The organism is Formicincola oecophyllae (assembly GCF_006542395.2).
Lineage (GTDB): Bacteria > Pseudomonadota > Alphaproteobacteria > Acetobacterales > Acetobacteraceae > Formicincola > Formicincola oecophyllae.
Genome location: NZ_CP038231.1, coordinates 704,688 through 718,911, shown reverse-complemented (window position 1 = coordinate 718,911; position 14,224 = coordinate 704,688). Strand labels below are relative to the sequence as shown.

Sequence of the window (14,224 nt, the reverse complement as noted above, 5' to 3'; positions counted from 1 at the left end):
GAAAACGCATAATGAAAGAGCTTGACGTGAATCAGGCGTGGGATGTCCTCCATGCCAACCCAGATTCCATCTTGGTAGATGTGCGCACGCCAGGGGAATGGGCCACTACAGGCGTGGCTGACCTGGCAGGCCTTGGGGGCGCACCCCAACGCCTGGTGTGCTTGCCGTGGCCTATGGGCGCTGCCACTGAACGTGACCTGCAAAGCTTCATCAACGCTTTGGAAAAGGCCGTGCCCAAAGAGGTGCCTGTGCCTGTGCTGTTCCTGTGTCGCAGCGGTGTGCGCAGCGCTGCAGCAGCACAGCTGGCGCGCCAGGCGGGCTATGGGGAAGCCATCAATGTCAGGGGTGGGTTTGTTAATCCCCATGCGCCCCAGCAAGGGTGGGCTGCACAGGGCCTGCCCACCCAGCCTGCTAGGGGCTGAGCGCCCAACCAGCGTTCAGACGGGCAGAAGCTCGTTGAAGTAAGGCTCCGCAATGCGTTGAAGGTGTGCATCAAGGCTCTTGGCGAAGTGATGGTAGGCCTCGGCATTGCTGGTGCCGGGGATGCGCCATGGCTTCACAGGGCCAGGCCAATGGTAGATGCCCACCTGTTTGCGTTCCTCTTCGCGTTCCTTGCGCCAATCTTCGGGAAGCTCGCGGAAATAGCCTTCCCAACGTGAACCAGTGACAAAGTTCCAGCGTTCCCCCAGCAAATGGGTGCTGTCTTTGAAAACGGCGTTGAGGATGTCCTGGTCAGGGCAGTAGCGCGGTGCGTCAACCAGCTTGAAGCAGGCTTCAATCTCCTCAGGGGTGATTTTGCTGGGGCGCAGGAACAACGTGCCTGAATTGAAGTAACGGTCAGGGTCGTCCAACCCAATAACCTGGCGCTTGTAGTCTTCAAGGCTGAGGGCAAGCAGGTCGTCAGGGCCAGCATCCATGAGCTCACGCATGTGGGCGCCATGCAGCCGGTCGATTTTGGAGATGCCGTCACGCACCGCAGCCAGTTTTTTGTCAGCAGGCACTTCCTCGACCATGTCAAACACATCGCGCATGGCGACCATATCTGAATCCAGATACAACACGCCATCGTGGTCGCTGAACAGCTCTGGGATCATCAAACGGTAGAACATGGCCCGCGACAGGTGGCGGGTGGTGAACATCTCCATGGTGGCCATGCGTTCACGCACATCGATGAACTCTATGGTAGAACGCCCTTGGTTGAACAGCAGGCGCCCCACCCGCATGACTTCCTCAGGCAAGCCTTCATGGAGGACCTTGAAGGACACGAAGCGCTGCGGCGCCACCGTGTCCATCACAGACTGCATGACAATGTAGGCAGGGCGCGCGTAGCGCCTGTCAAACCCCATGACAATGGGACAATCCTGTATAGCCAACGGTTGGGCCCTTCTTCACTGCAAGATCGCGGTAGTCACAAAGCCTTGGCGGCGTGGCTGCAACGCGCGGTTTTCCCATGGGGCCACGCGGCACCACGTTCATAGGGGCGTTGACTAAAGCAAGGCTGGGGCAAAAATGGGGCCATGGCCTGGGAAAAGGCTGGTGCTTTTCACAGCCCAGCCCCGCACCCAAGCCATGGCTGGGCATGGTGCTTCACTGTTGGTCTTAAGCGCCTTTTCAGTGGTCGTGGTGGCCATGAGGGCCGCATTCGCAGCCTGAATGGCGCCCCTGGGCAGCTTTGGCAGAGGAGCCAACGCCTGAGACTTTGGGGGAATTGTCCATGTCAGCCAGAACGGTCTTGGCGAACTGGGCCACCGCTGCTGGGCTTGCGCCTGCTGCAGCCTGCGCCAGCCCAAAGCCGGCCACCATGAAGCGCAGCGCGTTCATGCGGTCTTCTTCAGTGAAAAGGGGGTCATTGTCGCCATCCTTCTCAAAACCAATCTCACGGCGCTTTTTCAACAATCCTTCCAATTGGTGGATCATGTCATGGGGGGTGAGGATGAGGGCGGCATCAGCAGGTTGGTCGTGATCGTGACTCTCCTCGGCCGTGACTGGCTGGTCAGCTTGGTTATCCTGGACATCCTGGCTATCAGGAGCCTGGTCGTGGCTGTGGCCATGGCGGCGAATGCTGCTGCAGGCGCAACCTGTACTCGGCATGGTTGCAGCTTCACGTTCATGGCAGGCACAGCTGCAGCCACATTCACAGCGCCCTTCCTTGGTGGTGGCGTGCCAATCGCCCTTGCAGTCGCACACGGGGCAGTTGGCCCGGAAAACAGGTTCTGTGGTGGCATGGTTGGTGTGCATGGTCTCTCCTGGCATGGGACGGAATGAAAATGAACCGGAGCGTGGCAAAACCTGGGCGCTCGCCTGGCTGGGATGAACATGGTGCTGCCATGTTCATGCTGAAAGATGGTGCGGGCCATAAAGATCAGGGCCTGCATGAGTTCACCGCATCACTCCCTTGCCGCCAAACCGCCTTGCGGCGTCAGCCGGAGGGGGGGATGGTGTGGGCTTGCCCAAGCCTCCAGGCAGGCGTGGGGAACCTGACGGCCATGCCTCACTTCAATTGCTTCAAGGACCAGCCATGACTGAAACCAATCCCACAGCAACGGCGCCAACCAAGCCCGCTTCAGCGAAGCCGGCCATCCTGCCCAGCGTTGATGAAGTGATGAGCAACTTCGCAGCTCCCTTCGCGGACATGCTGGTCAACCGCAAGGCGCTTTGCCATTCAAGCCACATCAATTTCCCCAAGCTGCTTTCTTTCCCTGCCCGGATGCGCGTTCTCATCTACGATTACCTGGAAGCCAGCCGCACGGGGTTCGAATCCCAGGAAGCAGCCACATTCAGGGCGTTGAAAATGCTGGGTGACGCCTATGCCTGCGAGGCCAGCCATCCTGACATTCGCGAACATGCTGACGAAATCTACCTCATGGCGCGCGCCGCCCTGCTGGTACAGCGCCAAATGGTGAACATGGTGCGTAGCGACAGCGTTTGTTTTGGCGCTGCGCTGTGCCTGGCCATGATGACCATGCTGCCTGGGGAGGCCGCCTGGCTGGCCAAAAGTGACTTTGCCTCTGCCGCCCGCGCGGCTTTGGGCGAATCTACCATCCTTTGAGGGTGATGGCTTTTTGTAGGCTCCAGACCTTGTGCGTGTTGGGTCATAGCCTGTCCTTAGGTTAAGGCGTTAAGATGCATGCTTCCCAGTTCAAGGGCGCTTCGGAGCGCTTGCGGAAGGATGAAGTATGGCAAGGCAGAAAGCGTTCAGTAACGTCAAGTGGGGTGGGGCACTTCCTCAGCAAGGGGGCACAGTGCAGACTTCCCCAGGCCGGAGCCTGCTTCATGGCTGCGCCAACCGCTTGCGTGATGAATTCACGCTGCACCTGCGCGACCGGGTGCGTGGCGCCATCAAGATCTGTGCTGGCACAGCCACAACACTGACTTTCTCGCTGGGCGCGCCCCAGGTGAAGGCTGGTGGAAACCATAGTGGCAAGGAATGGCCGGCTGCGGCCAGCCTGGGCAAACGTTTGGCGGGCAAACGCCCCGCGCACCGCAAGGGCGCCCGCCAACCAGGGCAGGCTGGTGAAGGTGGTGGCCGCACGCATGCTGCCACCCATCCACACAAGCATTCCCATGGGGTGTATGGCGGCACTGAAAGCTTGAAAATCGGTGCATCCAGGCGCGTCAGCGGTGATGCCGTGGTTGTGGGTCACCGGTTGCTTGAAGCCCAGGTGCCTGGCACCAACCCCTTGAAGGCCCTGGGCCTGTTGCCAGGGGTGGAGTTCCAGTCAGACGATCCGCTGGGGCTGGATGTCTATTCCAACCAGCTTTACATGCATGGTTTCACCCAAAGCGAAATCGGCATGACACTGGATGGCCTGCCTTTGGGTGAGCCTGGGTTCCGCACTTACAATGGCCTTGCTCCCAGTGAGGCCATCTCAGCTGAAAACGTGGACCGCCTTGATGTCACTCGGGGCGCTGGCGATGAGAAGGCCGCCAGCACAAGCAATCTGGGAGGCACCATCAATTATGTTGGCTCTGCCCCCCAAAACCGCAGGGGCGACCGGCTGGAGCAGGTGTTCGGCAGCAATGCGCTTTTCCACACCTTCACGCGTTTTGATTCAGGAAAACTGAATGAAAGCGGCACCAAGTTCTATGTCTCCTACATGCGCAACGACACTGACAAATGGAAAGGCGGTGGTGGCCAGTTCATGCAGCAGGTCAATGCGCGTCTTGTTCAGCCCTTGACGTCAGAAAGCAGGTTCACGGCCTTTTTCGACTGGGATGAAATGGCTTTCACCAACTACCAGGATTACACTCCCACCTGGATGGGGCGTTTTGGGCGCAGGCTGGACAACTATTTTCACACCGGCCATGGCTGGCGCAAAGCTTATGAAAGCGCCATGGGGCATTTCCCTGCCAACATGGCCGGCCTACCTGACGCCAAGGATGCCGCCTATTACGACAGTACTGCCAGCAACCAGAACCTGTTCGGGGGTGGGCAGTTTGACATCAAGGTGGCAGACCGCACGTTCTGGAAAAGCAGTTTCTACGGTCACAGCCAAAACGGGCGTGGCACTTATTCAAACCCTTATGCCTGTGGCGCCGGCACCGCTGCCGGCGCAGCCACATGTGCGCCAGGCACAAGCACCCTCATCCAGCAAGATGGTTCAGGTGGCCTGAACAACGGGCGTATTTTCGAGCAGGTGCGCCACCCCTCCACAGAACGTTTTGGCGGCCTCACCTCTGTTGATGGCTATCTGGGCCACCATCACCTTGAAGGAGGAGTGTGGTACGAGTACAGCGTCTATGATTCCTACGCTTACGCTTACCAGCAACCCAACAGCCCTGAAGGGCGGCCCCTCAACCCATTTGGCACCCTTCACGGCACACCACGTGAAACCTTGTGGGGGGAGAACTACACCACCAACACCGTCACCGCCCATGTATCTGATACCTGGCGCCCGCAATGGGTGAGGGGGTTGGCACTGCACGGTGGTTTTAAGTCAATGTGGGTGAACAGCCGCATAGGGGATGCCACCAATGGCACAAGGCGCTTTCCTGCCACTTTGGCCAACCATGTCAGTTTGACGTCGGCCTACGCTTTCCTGCCGCATTTTTCAGGTGACTATCATTTTCTGCGAAACCATGAAGTCTGGTTTGACGCTTCTGAAAACGCCCATGCCTACAGCTTGTGCGGCTTCAATTCATGCGCTTCCCCCCTGGCGGTCACCCAACAGGCCTTCAACAATGTGCGTGGCAGTTTGAAACCTGAAACGGACTGGACCTACAGCCTGGGCTACCGCTACAGCCACCCTGCTGCCCAGCTGGACCTTTATCTGTACCGCACCAATTTCCGCAACCGCCTGCAGCAAATCACCACAGGAACGGGCGGTGGCAACATGCTGAACCAGGCAGGCGCTGTGGTGAGGAACATGGGGGGCGTCACCATGAATGGCGTTGACGCGGCCCTGACCCTCAAGCCCTTTGCCTTGTGGGCCCCTGATTCACCCTTGGCAACGCTGGCTCTCTTCAATTCCGTCAGCGGCAACCATGCCACCTATGACCGGGACATGTCCTCTGGCGGCGTGGTTTACCACACCCGCGGCAAGCAGGTGGTGGCTTATCCAGAGTTCATGTACAAAGCGCGCTTGTCCTGGAGCAACGGTGGTTTTTCCGCCTGGGTGGATGGCCAATATTATAGTCGGCGCAGCTATGATTATGTGGGTGACTATAAAATCCCCGCTTACTGGATAAGTGACCTTGGTATTTCCTACACCATGGATGACGTGTTCATCAGCCCATCGGTGCCTTTTGGGGCACGGAAGCTGATTTTCTCCTTCAATGTCTACAACCTCAACAATGCTCGCTATGCCTCCACCATGGGGCAGAATGGCTTCACCATGGATAATCGTGGCGGGGCGGCAGCCATGAACCAGTCCATTCTATTGGGTGCGCCACGGCAGTTCTTTGGTTCAGTCCGTGCGCAATTCTGACCTGGCCAGTAGGGCGGCGCCTTTGACGTGACCAGCCTTCCCAAGGGCGCTTCACAACGCGCCCATGATTTCGCCAAAGTGGTGCAGTCTGGTCTGGGCTGCGCCAGCCCCACTGTGGTGCGCCTGGAAGGCACTATGCCTTGCTGGATTAACAGCTTTTGGACCGCTACCCAGCGCCAGGGACACGCCTTGCATGAAGTGCCCTATCGGGCGTGTTTCAAGCCAGAACTTCCTGCTTTTCTCATCAAGCATCTGACCAAGCCAGGGGAAGTTGTTTTTGACCCGTTCATGGGACGTGGCACGGTGCCGTTGGAAGCGTTGCTGCAGAAGCGCCAAGCAGCTGGCAATGACATCAATCCCCTTTCCATTGCATTGCTGCAGCCACGTTTGGCGCCCCCCGCTTTAGGGCAAATCCAGGAAGCGCTGACTAGCATTCCCTGGGAAGGGCCGCTTGGGCGTGGGCGCCTTCAAGGGCATGTCGCTGAAAAGGACCTTCTGGCTTTCTACCACCCAGGCACATTGCGGCAGCTCAAAATCCTGCGCCGCTGGTTGAATGATCCTGTGGAAGGTCAGCCACGCCATGGGGTGGACAACACAGCTAGGTGGATCAGGATGGTGGCGCTGGCGCGGCTTTCTGGCCATTCCAGCGGCTATTTCTCTGCCCCCTCCATGCCGCCCAATCAGGCTGTGTCAGCAGCGCGCCAGCGTGCCTTAAACGAACGCAGGGGGGCGGGTCCACCTGAACGTCCTGTGGCAGCCATCATCACCAAAAAAAGCCGCTCCCTTTTGCGTGATGGGCCACCACCTTTGGTGGGGGATGGCGTTGTGCCGCTGTTCACCAGACCTGCGTGGTCTGTGCCAGCCATGGCCACAGGCAGTGTTGACCTGGTTGTGACCTCTCCCCCCTTCCTGGATGTGGTCCATTACGGTCAGGCCAACTGGCTGCGTTGCTGGTTTGCAGGCTTCAACAGTAAAGCAGTGCAGGTTTCAGTCTGGCCAAACCCCATGAAGTGGCAGGCCATGGCTCATGACGTCTTGGTGGAGATGGCGCGTTTGCTCAGGCCAGGGGGTTTCCTGGCCTTTGAGGTGGGCAAGGTGCGCAAGGGAACTGTGGATTTAGCGCAGTTGGTTTGGGAAACCGCTCAGAACCTGCCTTACAGGCGCCTTGGTTGCCTTGTTCATGAACAGGGCTTCACCAAGACGGCCCATTGCTGGGGTGTGGACAACAACCAAGGTGGCACAAATGGCAACCGCATTGTGCTTTTCGAACGTTTGTGAAAAGGCGTCCTGAAGCCGTTGTCAGTGGCGCAGTTTCTTGACGGCCCAGTTGCCGCCCCACTGGATGAGGCATACCATCACCACCAACACAGCCACCACCCACAGCATGACCACGGTGTTGAAGCGCTGATAGCCGTAACGGATGGCCAAGTCCCCCAGCCCGCCAGCCCCAATGGCGCCAGCCATGGCACTGGCCCCCACCATGGTGATGAGGGTGACCGTCAACCCACTGATGAGGCCCGGCATGGCCTCAGGGATCAGAACCTGCCTGATAATGGTCATGCGGGTGCCACCAATCGCCCGCACTGCGTCCACCAAGCCTGGATCGACTTCAGCCAGGGCCAACTCAGCGATGCGCGCATAGTAAGGCACGGCAGCGATGGTCAAAGGCACGATGGCCGCAGCTGTGCCCAGTGACGTCCCCGCGATGAAACGTGTGATGGGGATGAGCAGCACCAGCAGGATGATGAACGGCACAGCGCGCACGGCATCAATCACAAGGCCAAGCGCACGGGGGATGACGGCTGGAACATGCCAAAGCTTTGCAGGGCCAAGCGTTCCAACCAAAAAAAGCGCCATCGGTCCGCCCAGCAGTACCGCCAGTGCTGTGGAGGCGAAAACCATTTCCAAGGTCTGGAGCGTGCCTGACCAGATGAGTTTGATAATCAGAGGGGACATAGCCAACCCACCACATCGCAGCATTGGGTCTGGCCTTCAAGCCAGACAGTGGCCTCAGCGGCGCGTTCGCCAGAGAGGGAAATGATCATGTCGCAGGCAGGTTCATCGCCAATGGCGCTGACACCACCTTGCAGCAGGCTTGCCGCCACGTTGAAGCGTTGCTCCAGCATGGCCATTACAGGTTGGGTGGCGGCGGGGCCAGCTTGGAACAGGCGCAGGACAGGCAGCCGCCCGGGGCCTGGGCCTTCAGCAAGGCGCCTGCGCAGCGCTTCAGGCAATTGGGGTTGGATCTCCGCCAATAAAGGAGTGAGGGCTGGGTTGTCGCTTCCCTTGCGGATGAACTGCGCCAGCGTTCCATCCACCACCAGCCGCCCCTTATCGAGCACCAGGATGCGTTCAGCAAAGCGTTTCACCACATCCATCTCATGGGTGATGAGCACAATGGTGAGGCCAAGCTCGCGGTTGATGTTGCCCAGAAGCTGCAGGATGGAGGCTGTCGCCTCCGGGTCGAGGGCGGAGGTGGCCTCATCAGAGAGAAGCAGGTCTGGCCCAGCAGCCAGGGCGCGCGCAATGCCAATGCGCTGCTTTTGGCCGCCAGAAAGCTGGGCTGGGTACTTACCGCCCAGGCCATCCATACCCACAAGTTCCAGCAGTTGGCCAACACGGTCCTTGATGCGTGTGCGTGACCAGCCAGCAATCTGCAAAGGCAAAGCGATGTTGGCAGCGGCAGTGCGCGCGCTCAACAGGTTGAAATGCTGGAACACCAGCCCAATGCGCCGGCGCACCCCAACAAGCTTGGATTCAGGCAGCGCCGTGATGTCCACGCTATTAAGGGTGATTTCTCCCGCAGCGGGTTTCTCCAGCGCGCAGAGGCAACGCAATAGGGTGGACTTGCCAGCACCTGAACGCCCAATCAGCCCAACGACTTCCCCACGCGCAATACTGAAGGTGATGTTGTCAAGCGCTGGCTGGTCGCCGAACCAATGCGAAACATGGCGCACGTCAAGCAAAGGGGCCCCAGGTGGGGGGAGTTCGCCAGCCTCAAAACGTTCCAAAGCGCTGGCGGCCTGGGTTCGGGCAGCCTTGGCGGTGGTGGATGCGCTCATGGCTGCCCCTTGTCCCCCCCAGCTTTGAAGGCAGGCACAGCCGCGCCATGGTAATCCTTGGTGATTTCAGCTGCTACATCTGGTTGGTGGAAAGAAGCCACAAGGGTTTTCACCCATGGCTTGCCAGCGTCATCAGCGTTGACAGCGATAAAGTCCACATAAGGGTTGTGGTCCAGGCCTTCCACGGCAATGCGCTGGTGCTGAACATCAACACCGCCTTTGATGGCCCAGTTGGTGTTGATGACGGCAGCATCAACATCCTTAACAGCACGCCCCGTCAAGCCAGCATCAAGTTCCCGCACGGATAGGTTTTTGGGGTTGTCGGTGATGTCAAGCGCCGTTGGGAACAGCCCAGCGCCTTTGGAGACTTTGATGAGGCCTTCATGCTCAAGCACCAGTAGGGCGCGGCCTTCATTGGAGGGATCGTTGGGGACGGCCACCGTAGCGCCCTCAGGCAGTCCCTGCAGTGATGCATGGCGTGTGGAGTAGATCCCCATGGGCTCGAAATGCGTGTCCCCAACGCGCACAATGTGGTAGCCGCGCGCTTTGATTTGGGCATCCAGGTAAGGTTGGTGCTGGAAGGCGTTGGCGTTGATGTCGTGCTCCGCCAAAGCCTGGTTAGGCACGGTGTAGTCAGAGAACGTCACAAGTTTGATGGTCAAGTTGTGAGGCTTAGCGTTGGCCTGGACCACGCGCCAGACGTCCTCATCCTCCCCCGCCATGATGCCAACCTTAATGGTGGTGGGCTGGGCCAGGGTGGGAATGGGCGTGGCTGCCACAGGGCTGGTGGCTTGGCCAGACGTCTGCTCAGCCCGGGCTGGCTGCGCTGGATTGTCAGCTGCTTGTGCATGACCTGCCATGAGGGCGCAACCCACCCAGAAAGCCGTGGCGGCGCAATACCATGAACCAGGTCGCTGAAAGCGGCGCATGAGGGTTACCCTTTTTGTGATTGTTGGTGACAAAGTGGGTGTGCCAGGCAGTTCCAACCGAAGTGTGGCTGCTGCCTGGTGGGGATGCTCAGCCATGGGTGAAGGCTGGCTGGGCTGCGCCGTGGTAAACCTTGGTGATTTCGGCCGCCACATCCGGCTGGTGGAAAGCAGCCACAAGGGTCTTCACCCATGGCTTACCAGCGTCATCAGCGTTGACGGCGATGAAGTTCACATAAGGGCTTCCCTGGGCGTTTTCGAGGGCGATGCGCTGGTGCTGAACGTCAACACCACCTTTGATGGCCCAGTTGCCGTTGATGACGGCAGCGTCAACGTCCTTCAAGGAGCGGCTGGTCAGGCTGGCATCCAGTTCCTGAACGGTGACATTCTTGGGGTTGTCGGTGATGTCGAGCGCCGTTGGGAACAGCCCAGCGCTTTTGGAGACTTTCAAAACCCCTTCATGCTCAAGCATCAACAGCGAGCGACCCTCGTTGGAAGGGTCGTTGGGCACAGCGATGTGGGCATTCTTGGGCAGATCCTTGAGGGCCTTGACCTTGATTGAATAAATGCCGATCGGCTCCAGCTGGGTATCCCCAACACGCACGATGTGGTAGCCGCGCGCCTTGATTTGGGCATCCAGGTAAGGCTGGTTCTGGAAGGCGTTGGCGTTGATGTCGTGCTCCTCCAAAGCCTGATTGGGGGTGGTGTAATCGGAGAACGTCACAAGCTCAATGTTGAGGTTGTGAGGCTTGGCGTTGGCTTGGACAACGCGCCAGACGTCCTCGTCCTCCCCCGCCATGACGCCAACCTTGATGGTGGTTGGCTGGGCCAGGGTCGGAATGGGTGTGGGGCTGGCGGGCGCTACAGTGGCAGGCCCCAAGGATTTTCCCATGCTTTGGGCGCCCCCTGGGGCGGCACAGGCAGGACGCATCATCATGGCGCATGCCGTCAGGCCAAGGGTGGCTGCGGAAAAGGCGCTCAAGAGGCGATGACGCGATAGGCGAAGCATGGGGTTACCTGTGATTTATGGAATGCAAAAGGGACGGCTAGCTTCTAGGCTGGCCTTCCCTTCACTCTAGGGGCGACATTGCATCAGCGCAACGGCGCCCCCACAGGAAGGCTGCACTGTGTAGCGTGTTTGCACCATGGCCCCTGGTACCCGGGCTGTGTGGCAGCAGTTTTATAGTCCTAGTTTTGGTCAGAGGTGATGAAACTGTCGTGCAGCCGTTCACCATGCTGGGTGGCGTCAAGCCCAGCTTGCTCCTCAGCCTCACTGACGCGGAGCGGTGTCACGCAGGACACGGCTTTGAGGACAAGCCACGTCATCACGGCTGACCATACCACAACAGCGCCACAGCCCACAGCTTGGCGCCCAACCTGCAGCAGGCTGCCTGTGATGCCTGGGCCATCTGCTGTGGCTGTCATGACGGGGGAAGCGAAGATGCCTGTCAGCAGTCCCCCCACCAAACCACCCATGCCATGGATGCCAAAGGCGTCAAGGGTGTCGTCATAGTTCAGGCGGTGCTTGAGTTCCATTACGCACCAGTGGCAGACCGCAGCGGAAACCGCGCCAATCACAAGCGCTGCCCAAGGCAGAACGAAGCCAGCCGCCGGCGTGATGCCCACTAGGCCCGACAGGGCGCCTGAAATAATGCCCGTGATGGAATGATGGCTGCTGCGCCGCCTTTCAAGCAGCAACCAGGTGAACGCCCCCATGGCAGCACTGATTTGGGTGGTGAGCATGGCCATGGCTGCATGGCCGTTGGAACCCAGGGCGGAGCCGCCATTGAAGCCAAACCACCCCACCCACAGCAACGCTGCCCCCATGACTGCGTAGGAAAGGTCCCAAACAGGCGCTTGGGCGGAAATCAGGGGTTGGTCATCCAAGTTGGCTTGGTTGGGCTTGGAGGGCAGCATGGGTTTCCAGCTTTGCCTTGGGCCGATGACCATGGCTGCGACAAGGCCAGCCACACCTGCGTTGATGTGCACCACGCTGCCGCCAGCGAAATCCAATGTGCCAAGCCGTGCCAGCCAGCCAGATGGCCACCAGGCCCAATGCGCTACGGGCGCATAGACCACAACGGACCACAGGGCGCCAAACAGGCACAGCGCTTTGAAACGGATGCGCCCAGCCAGCGCCCCACCCAATATGGCGGGCGCGATGATGGCGAAGCTCATTTGGAACATGGCGTAGACGCCTTCAGGAATGCGCAGGGGCACTGGCCAAGGCGTGCCGATGCCCAGCGTGAAGGCACTGTCCTCGCCATGGGCGAAGCCATCAGCAATGTGCTGAAGGCCGAAATTGTGCAACGTGCCAACCCATGGCCCCGTGCCTGAAAAGGCCAGGCTATAGCCAACCAGCATCCACATAAGTGACACCAGGCAGCAGATGGCGAAAGGTTGCACCAAGGTTGAGAGCACGTTTTTGCGTTGTACCAAGCCGCTGTAAAGCAGCCCGATGCCAGGGATGGTCATGAGAATGATAAGGGCGCTGCTGACCAGCATCCAGGCGGTGTCGCCTGTGTCCAAAGGGCGCCAGGTGGCGGGTAGTGCTGGGGGCATGCTGTATCCGTTCAGCGTCTGTTGGTAAGGATCGCTCACGGAAGGCCAGTGTGCATGATGGCCCAGCCCAGGGAAAGTCCCTGGTGTGAAGGATGGGCAAGCAGCGCAGCCCCTTGTCAGACCACAGATGGAATGCCCATGAATAACCCCTGCCCCCCCGCTCCCCCTTTGTCTGGTTCTGATCAAGCGCCGGAGGGCCAAAGCGTTCAGGACAAGCTGGCTTCTTTCCATGTTGCCATGATTTCACTGGGGGGGATCATTGGCGCTGGGCTGTTTGTGGGCACGTCAGCCACGATTTCCTCAGCTGGGCCTGCGGTGCTGCTTTCCTATGGGGGCGCTGGGCTGGCGATTGCGCTGGTGATGCGCCTGTTAGGCGACCTGGCTATCCATGCGCGTGGGCGCGGTTCCTTCATCAGCCACACGCGCCATTGGCTGGGGCCGCGGGCAGCCTTCACCGTAGGGTGGAGCTACGCTTTGCTGTGGGCTATTACGGCTGGCGCGCAGGCGGTGGCGGGCGGCTTGCTGCTGGAGGTTCTCTGTGGGCTGGCGCCCTTGTGGGGGGCCGTGGCCTTCATTGCTGTGGCTTGGGGGCTCAACCGCCTTTCCCTGCGCCATTATGGCCGTTCAGAGACGTTCCTTTCACTGCTTAAATTAGGCTTTTTAGGCTTCTTCATGGTTTTGGGGCTGGGGTGGTTGTTCAGCCGCCCCCATCCCCTGCAGCTGGCCTGGCACAATCTTGCTGGCCATGGGGGCATCATGCCGTTGGGCGGTTGGGCTGTTGTGGCCGTCATCCCCATGATTGTGCAAAGTTTCAGTGGGTGCGAAATCGCCATCATCGCTGCAGGTGACAGTGAAAAACCCATGCGCAGCATTGCCCGCACGGTGGAAGCGCTGCCTTGGCGGGTGTTGTTTTTCTATGCTGGATCTGTCGCGGTGATTGTCACGTTACTGCCCTGGCAGGCAGTGCGCCCTGGGACGTCTCCTTTCCTGACTGTTATGAACATGATCAATCTGCCAGGGGCATCCATGGCGGCTGTCGTGGTGACGTTGGTGGCTGTGATGTCCTGCCTCAACTCATCAGTTTATGTGGTGTCGCGCACATTGCGTGAATTGGCAGCCAGTTCCCTGGCGCCTGAACGGCTGTGCCGGGCAAGGCGCCCTGGTGATCTACCAACAGGCGCGCTGAACCTGACCACCCTTCTGGAAATGGCTGTTGTGGCCACGGGAGTGGAAAGCCCTGCCCATGTTTACCCCCTTTTGTTGGGTGCTTCAGGGGGAATCATCGTGTTTGTTTATTTCATGGTGGCGCTGGCGGCTTGGCGGCTTGCACGCAACCTGTTCAGCCGTGTGGCGTCTGGGTTGTGCGTTATGCTGTTTCCCATATTGGCGCTAATGCTAGGGCTGTTGCCCCAAAGCCGCCAGGACACAGCCCTTTCCCTGGGGGTCGTGTTGGTGGTGGGGTTTTGCGCATGGTGGTTTGCGCCCCAGCAAAAAAAGTGAAGGTAGCGCCCATGAAAAAACCCCCGCCCGCAAAGGGTGGGGGTTTTTAGGCCAAAACCAGCTTGCCTGGGAACCAGGCAGGCCAGTTTTAAAAAGGGTGCGTCAGCCGCGCAGTTCCTCAGGAAGTTCCTCAGGCGCTGGCGCTGCGACAGGCACAACGCGCGCCATGATGATGGCTGCCACCAAGTAGCAGCACAGGAAAAGCACAGGCACCCAGAAAATCACGCTTTCAAGATCGTAGAACATG

The 14,224-nt window shown here is 59.4% G+C and carries 13 protein-coding genes; 5 read left to right on the top strand and 8 right to left on the bottom strand.

Annotated elements, in window-relative coordinates; all coding sequences use genetic code 11:
• Window positions 1-11: 11 nt before the first annotated feature.
• Complete coding sequence (locus E3E12_RS03220; RefSeq protein ID WP_141443018.1) at window positions 12-422, top strand: rhodanese-like domain-containing protein; 411 nt, start codon at window positions 12-14, stop codon at window positions 420-422.
• Window positions 423-437: 15 nt separating this feature from the next.
• On the opposite strand, the gene E3E12_RS03215 is transcribed toward E3E12_RS03220, so the two are convergent.
• Window positions 438-1,346, bottom strand: coding sequence for a glycosyltransferase family 8 protein (locus E3E12_RS03215; RefSeq protein WP_141443017.1), 909 nt, complete (start codon window positions 1,344-1,346; stop codon window positions 438-440).
• 265 nt (window positions 1,347-1,611) lie between these two features.
• Window positions 1,612-2,238: a hypothetical protein gene (locus E3E12_RS03210; protein ID WP_141443016.1), complete on the bottom strand. Its 627-nt coding sequence runs from the start codon at window positions 2,236-2,238 to the stop codon at window positions 1,612-1,614.
• A gap of 280 nt (window positions 2,239-2,518) precedes the next feature.
• Here E3E12_RS03210 and E3E12_RS03205 point away from each other — a divergent pair, with 280 nt between their 5' ends.
• The 3 genes from E3E12_RS03205 to E3E12_RS03195 all read left to right on the top strand — a co-directional run bounded on the left by E3E12_RS03205 (window position 2,519) and on the right by E3E12_RS03195 (window position 7,205).
• On the top strand, window positions 2,519-3,049 hold the full coding sequence (locus tag E3E12_RS03205) for a hypothetical protein (RefSeq protein WP_141443015.1): 531 nt from the start codon (window positions 2,519-2,521) through the stop codon (window positions 3,047-3,049).
• Window positions 3,050-3,176: 127 nt separating this feature from the next.
• Window positions 3,177-5,927 carry a TonB-dependent receptor gene (locus E3E12_RS03200; protein WP_141443014.1) on the top strand — a complete coding sequence of 917 codons (2,751 nt, stop codon included), beginning with the start codon at window positions 3,177-3,179 and terminating at the stop codon, window positions 5,925-5,927.
• A gap of 27 nt (window positions 5,928-5,954) precedes the next feature.
• Window positions 5,955-7,205 carry a DNA methyltransferase gene (locus E3E12_RS03195; RefSeq protein WP_141443013.1) on the top strand — a complete coding sequence of 417 codons (1,251 nt, stop codon included), beginning with the start codon at window positions 5,955-5,957 and terminating at the stop codon, window positions 7,203-7,205.
• 21 nt (window positions 7,206-7,226) lie between these two features.
• On the opposite strand, the gene E3E12_RS03190 is transcribed toward E3E12_RS03195, so the two are convergent.
• The 5 genes from E3E12_RS03190 to E3E12_RS03170 form a co-directional block, all read right to left on the bottom strand.
• The gene (locus E3E12_RS03190; protein ID WP_141443012.1) at window positions 7,227-7,883 is read right to left on the bottom strand and encodes a methionine ABC transporter permease; all 657 of its coding nucleotides are present in this window, start codon (window positions 7,881-7,883) and stop codon (window positions 7,227-7,229) included.
• Window positions 7,871-8,989 carry a methionine ABC transporter ATP-binding protein gene (locus E3E12_RS03185; protein ID WP_141443011.1) on the bottom strand — a complete coding sequence of 373 codons (1,119 nt, stop codon included), beginning with the start codon at window positions 8,987-8,989 and terminating at the stop codon, window positions 7,871-7,873. The genes E3E12_RS03190 and E3E12_RS03185 overlap by 13 nt, the downstream gene beginning before the upstream one ends.
• Window positions 8,986-9,849 carry a MetQ/NlpA family ABC transporter substrate-binding protein gene (locus E3E12_RS03180; protein ID WP_141444034.1) on the bottom strand — a complete coding sequence of 288 codons (864 nt, stop codon included), beginning with the start codon at window positions 9,847-9,849 and terminating at the stop codon, window positions 8,986-8,988. Before E3E12_RS03180 ends, E3E12_RS03185 begins: the two co-directional genes overlap by 4 nt.
• 157 nt (window positions 9,850-10,006) lie before the next feature.
• Window positions 10,007-10,924, bottom strand: coding sequence for a MetQ/NlpA family ABC transporter substrate-binding protein (locus E3E12_RS03175; RefSeq protein WP_206338662.1), 918 nt, complete (start codon window positions 10,922-10,924; stop codon window positions 10,007-10,009).
• A 179-nt stretch (window positions 10,925-11,103) separates the two neighbouring features.
• Window positions 11,104-12,516, bottom strand: coding sequence for an ammonium transporter (locus tag E3E12_RS03170; protein WP_240810554.1), 1,413 nt, complete (start codon window positions 12,514-12,516; stop codon window positions 11,104-11,106).
• Between the two features lie 99 nt (window positions 12,517-12,615).
• Here E3E12_RS03170 and E3E12_RS03165 point away from each other — a divergent pair, with 99 nt between their 5' ends.
• On the top strand, window positions 12,616-13,977 hold the full coding sequence (locus tag E3E12_RS03165) for an amino acid permease (RefSeq protein ID WP_168194367.1): 1,362 nt from the start codon (window positions 12,616-12,618) through the stop codon (window positions 13,975-13,977).
• A gap of 102 nt (window positions 13,978-14,079) precedes the next feature.
• Here the strand turns inward: E3E12_RS03165 and E3E12_RS08860 are convergent, their stop codons facing one another.
• The gene (locus tag E3E12_RS08860; protein WP_168194366.1) at window positions 14,080-14,223 is read right to left on the bottom strand and encodes a hypothetical protein; all 144 of its coding nucleotides are present in this window, start codon (window positions 14,221-14,223) and stop codon (window positions 14,080-14,082) included.
• Window position 14,224 lies beyond the last annotated feature (1 nt).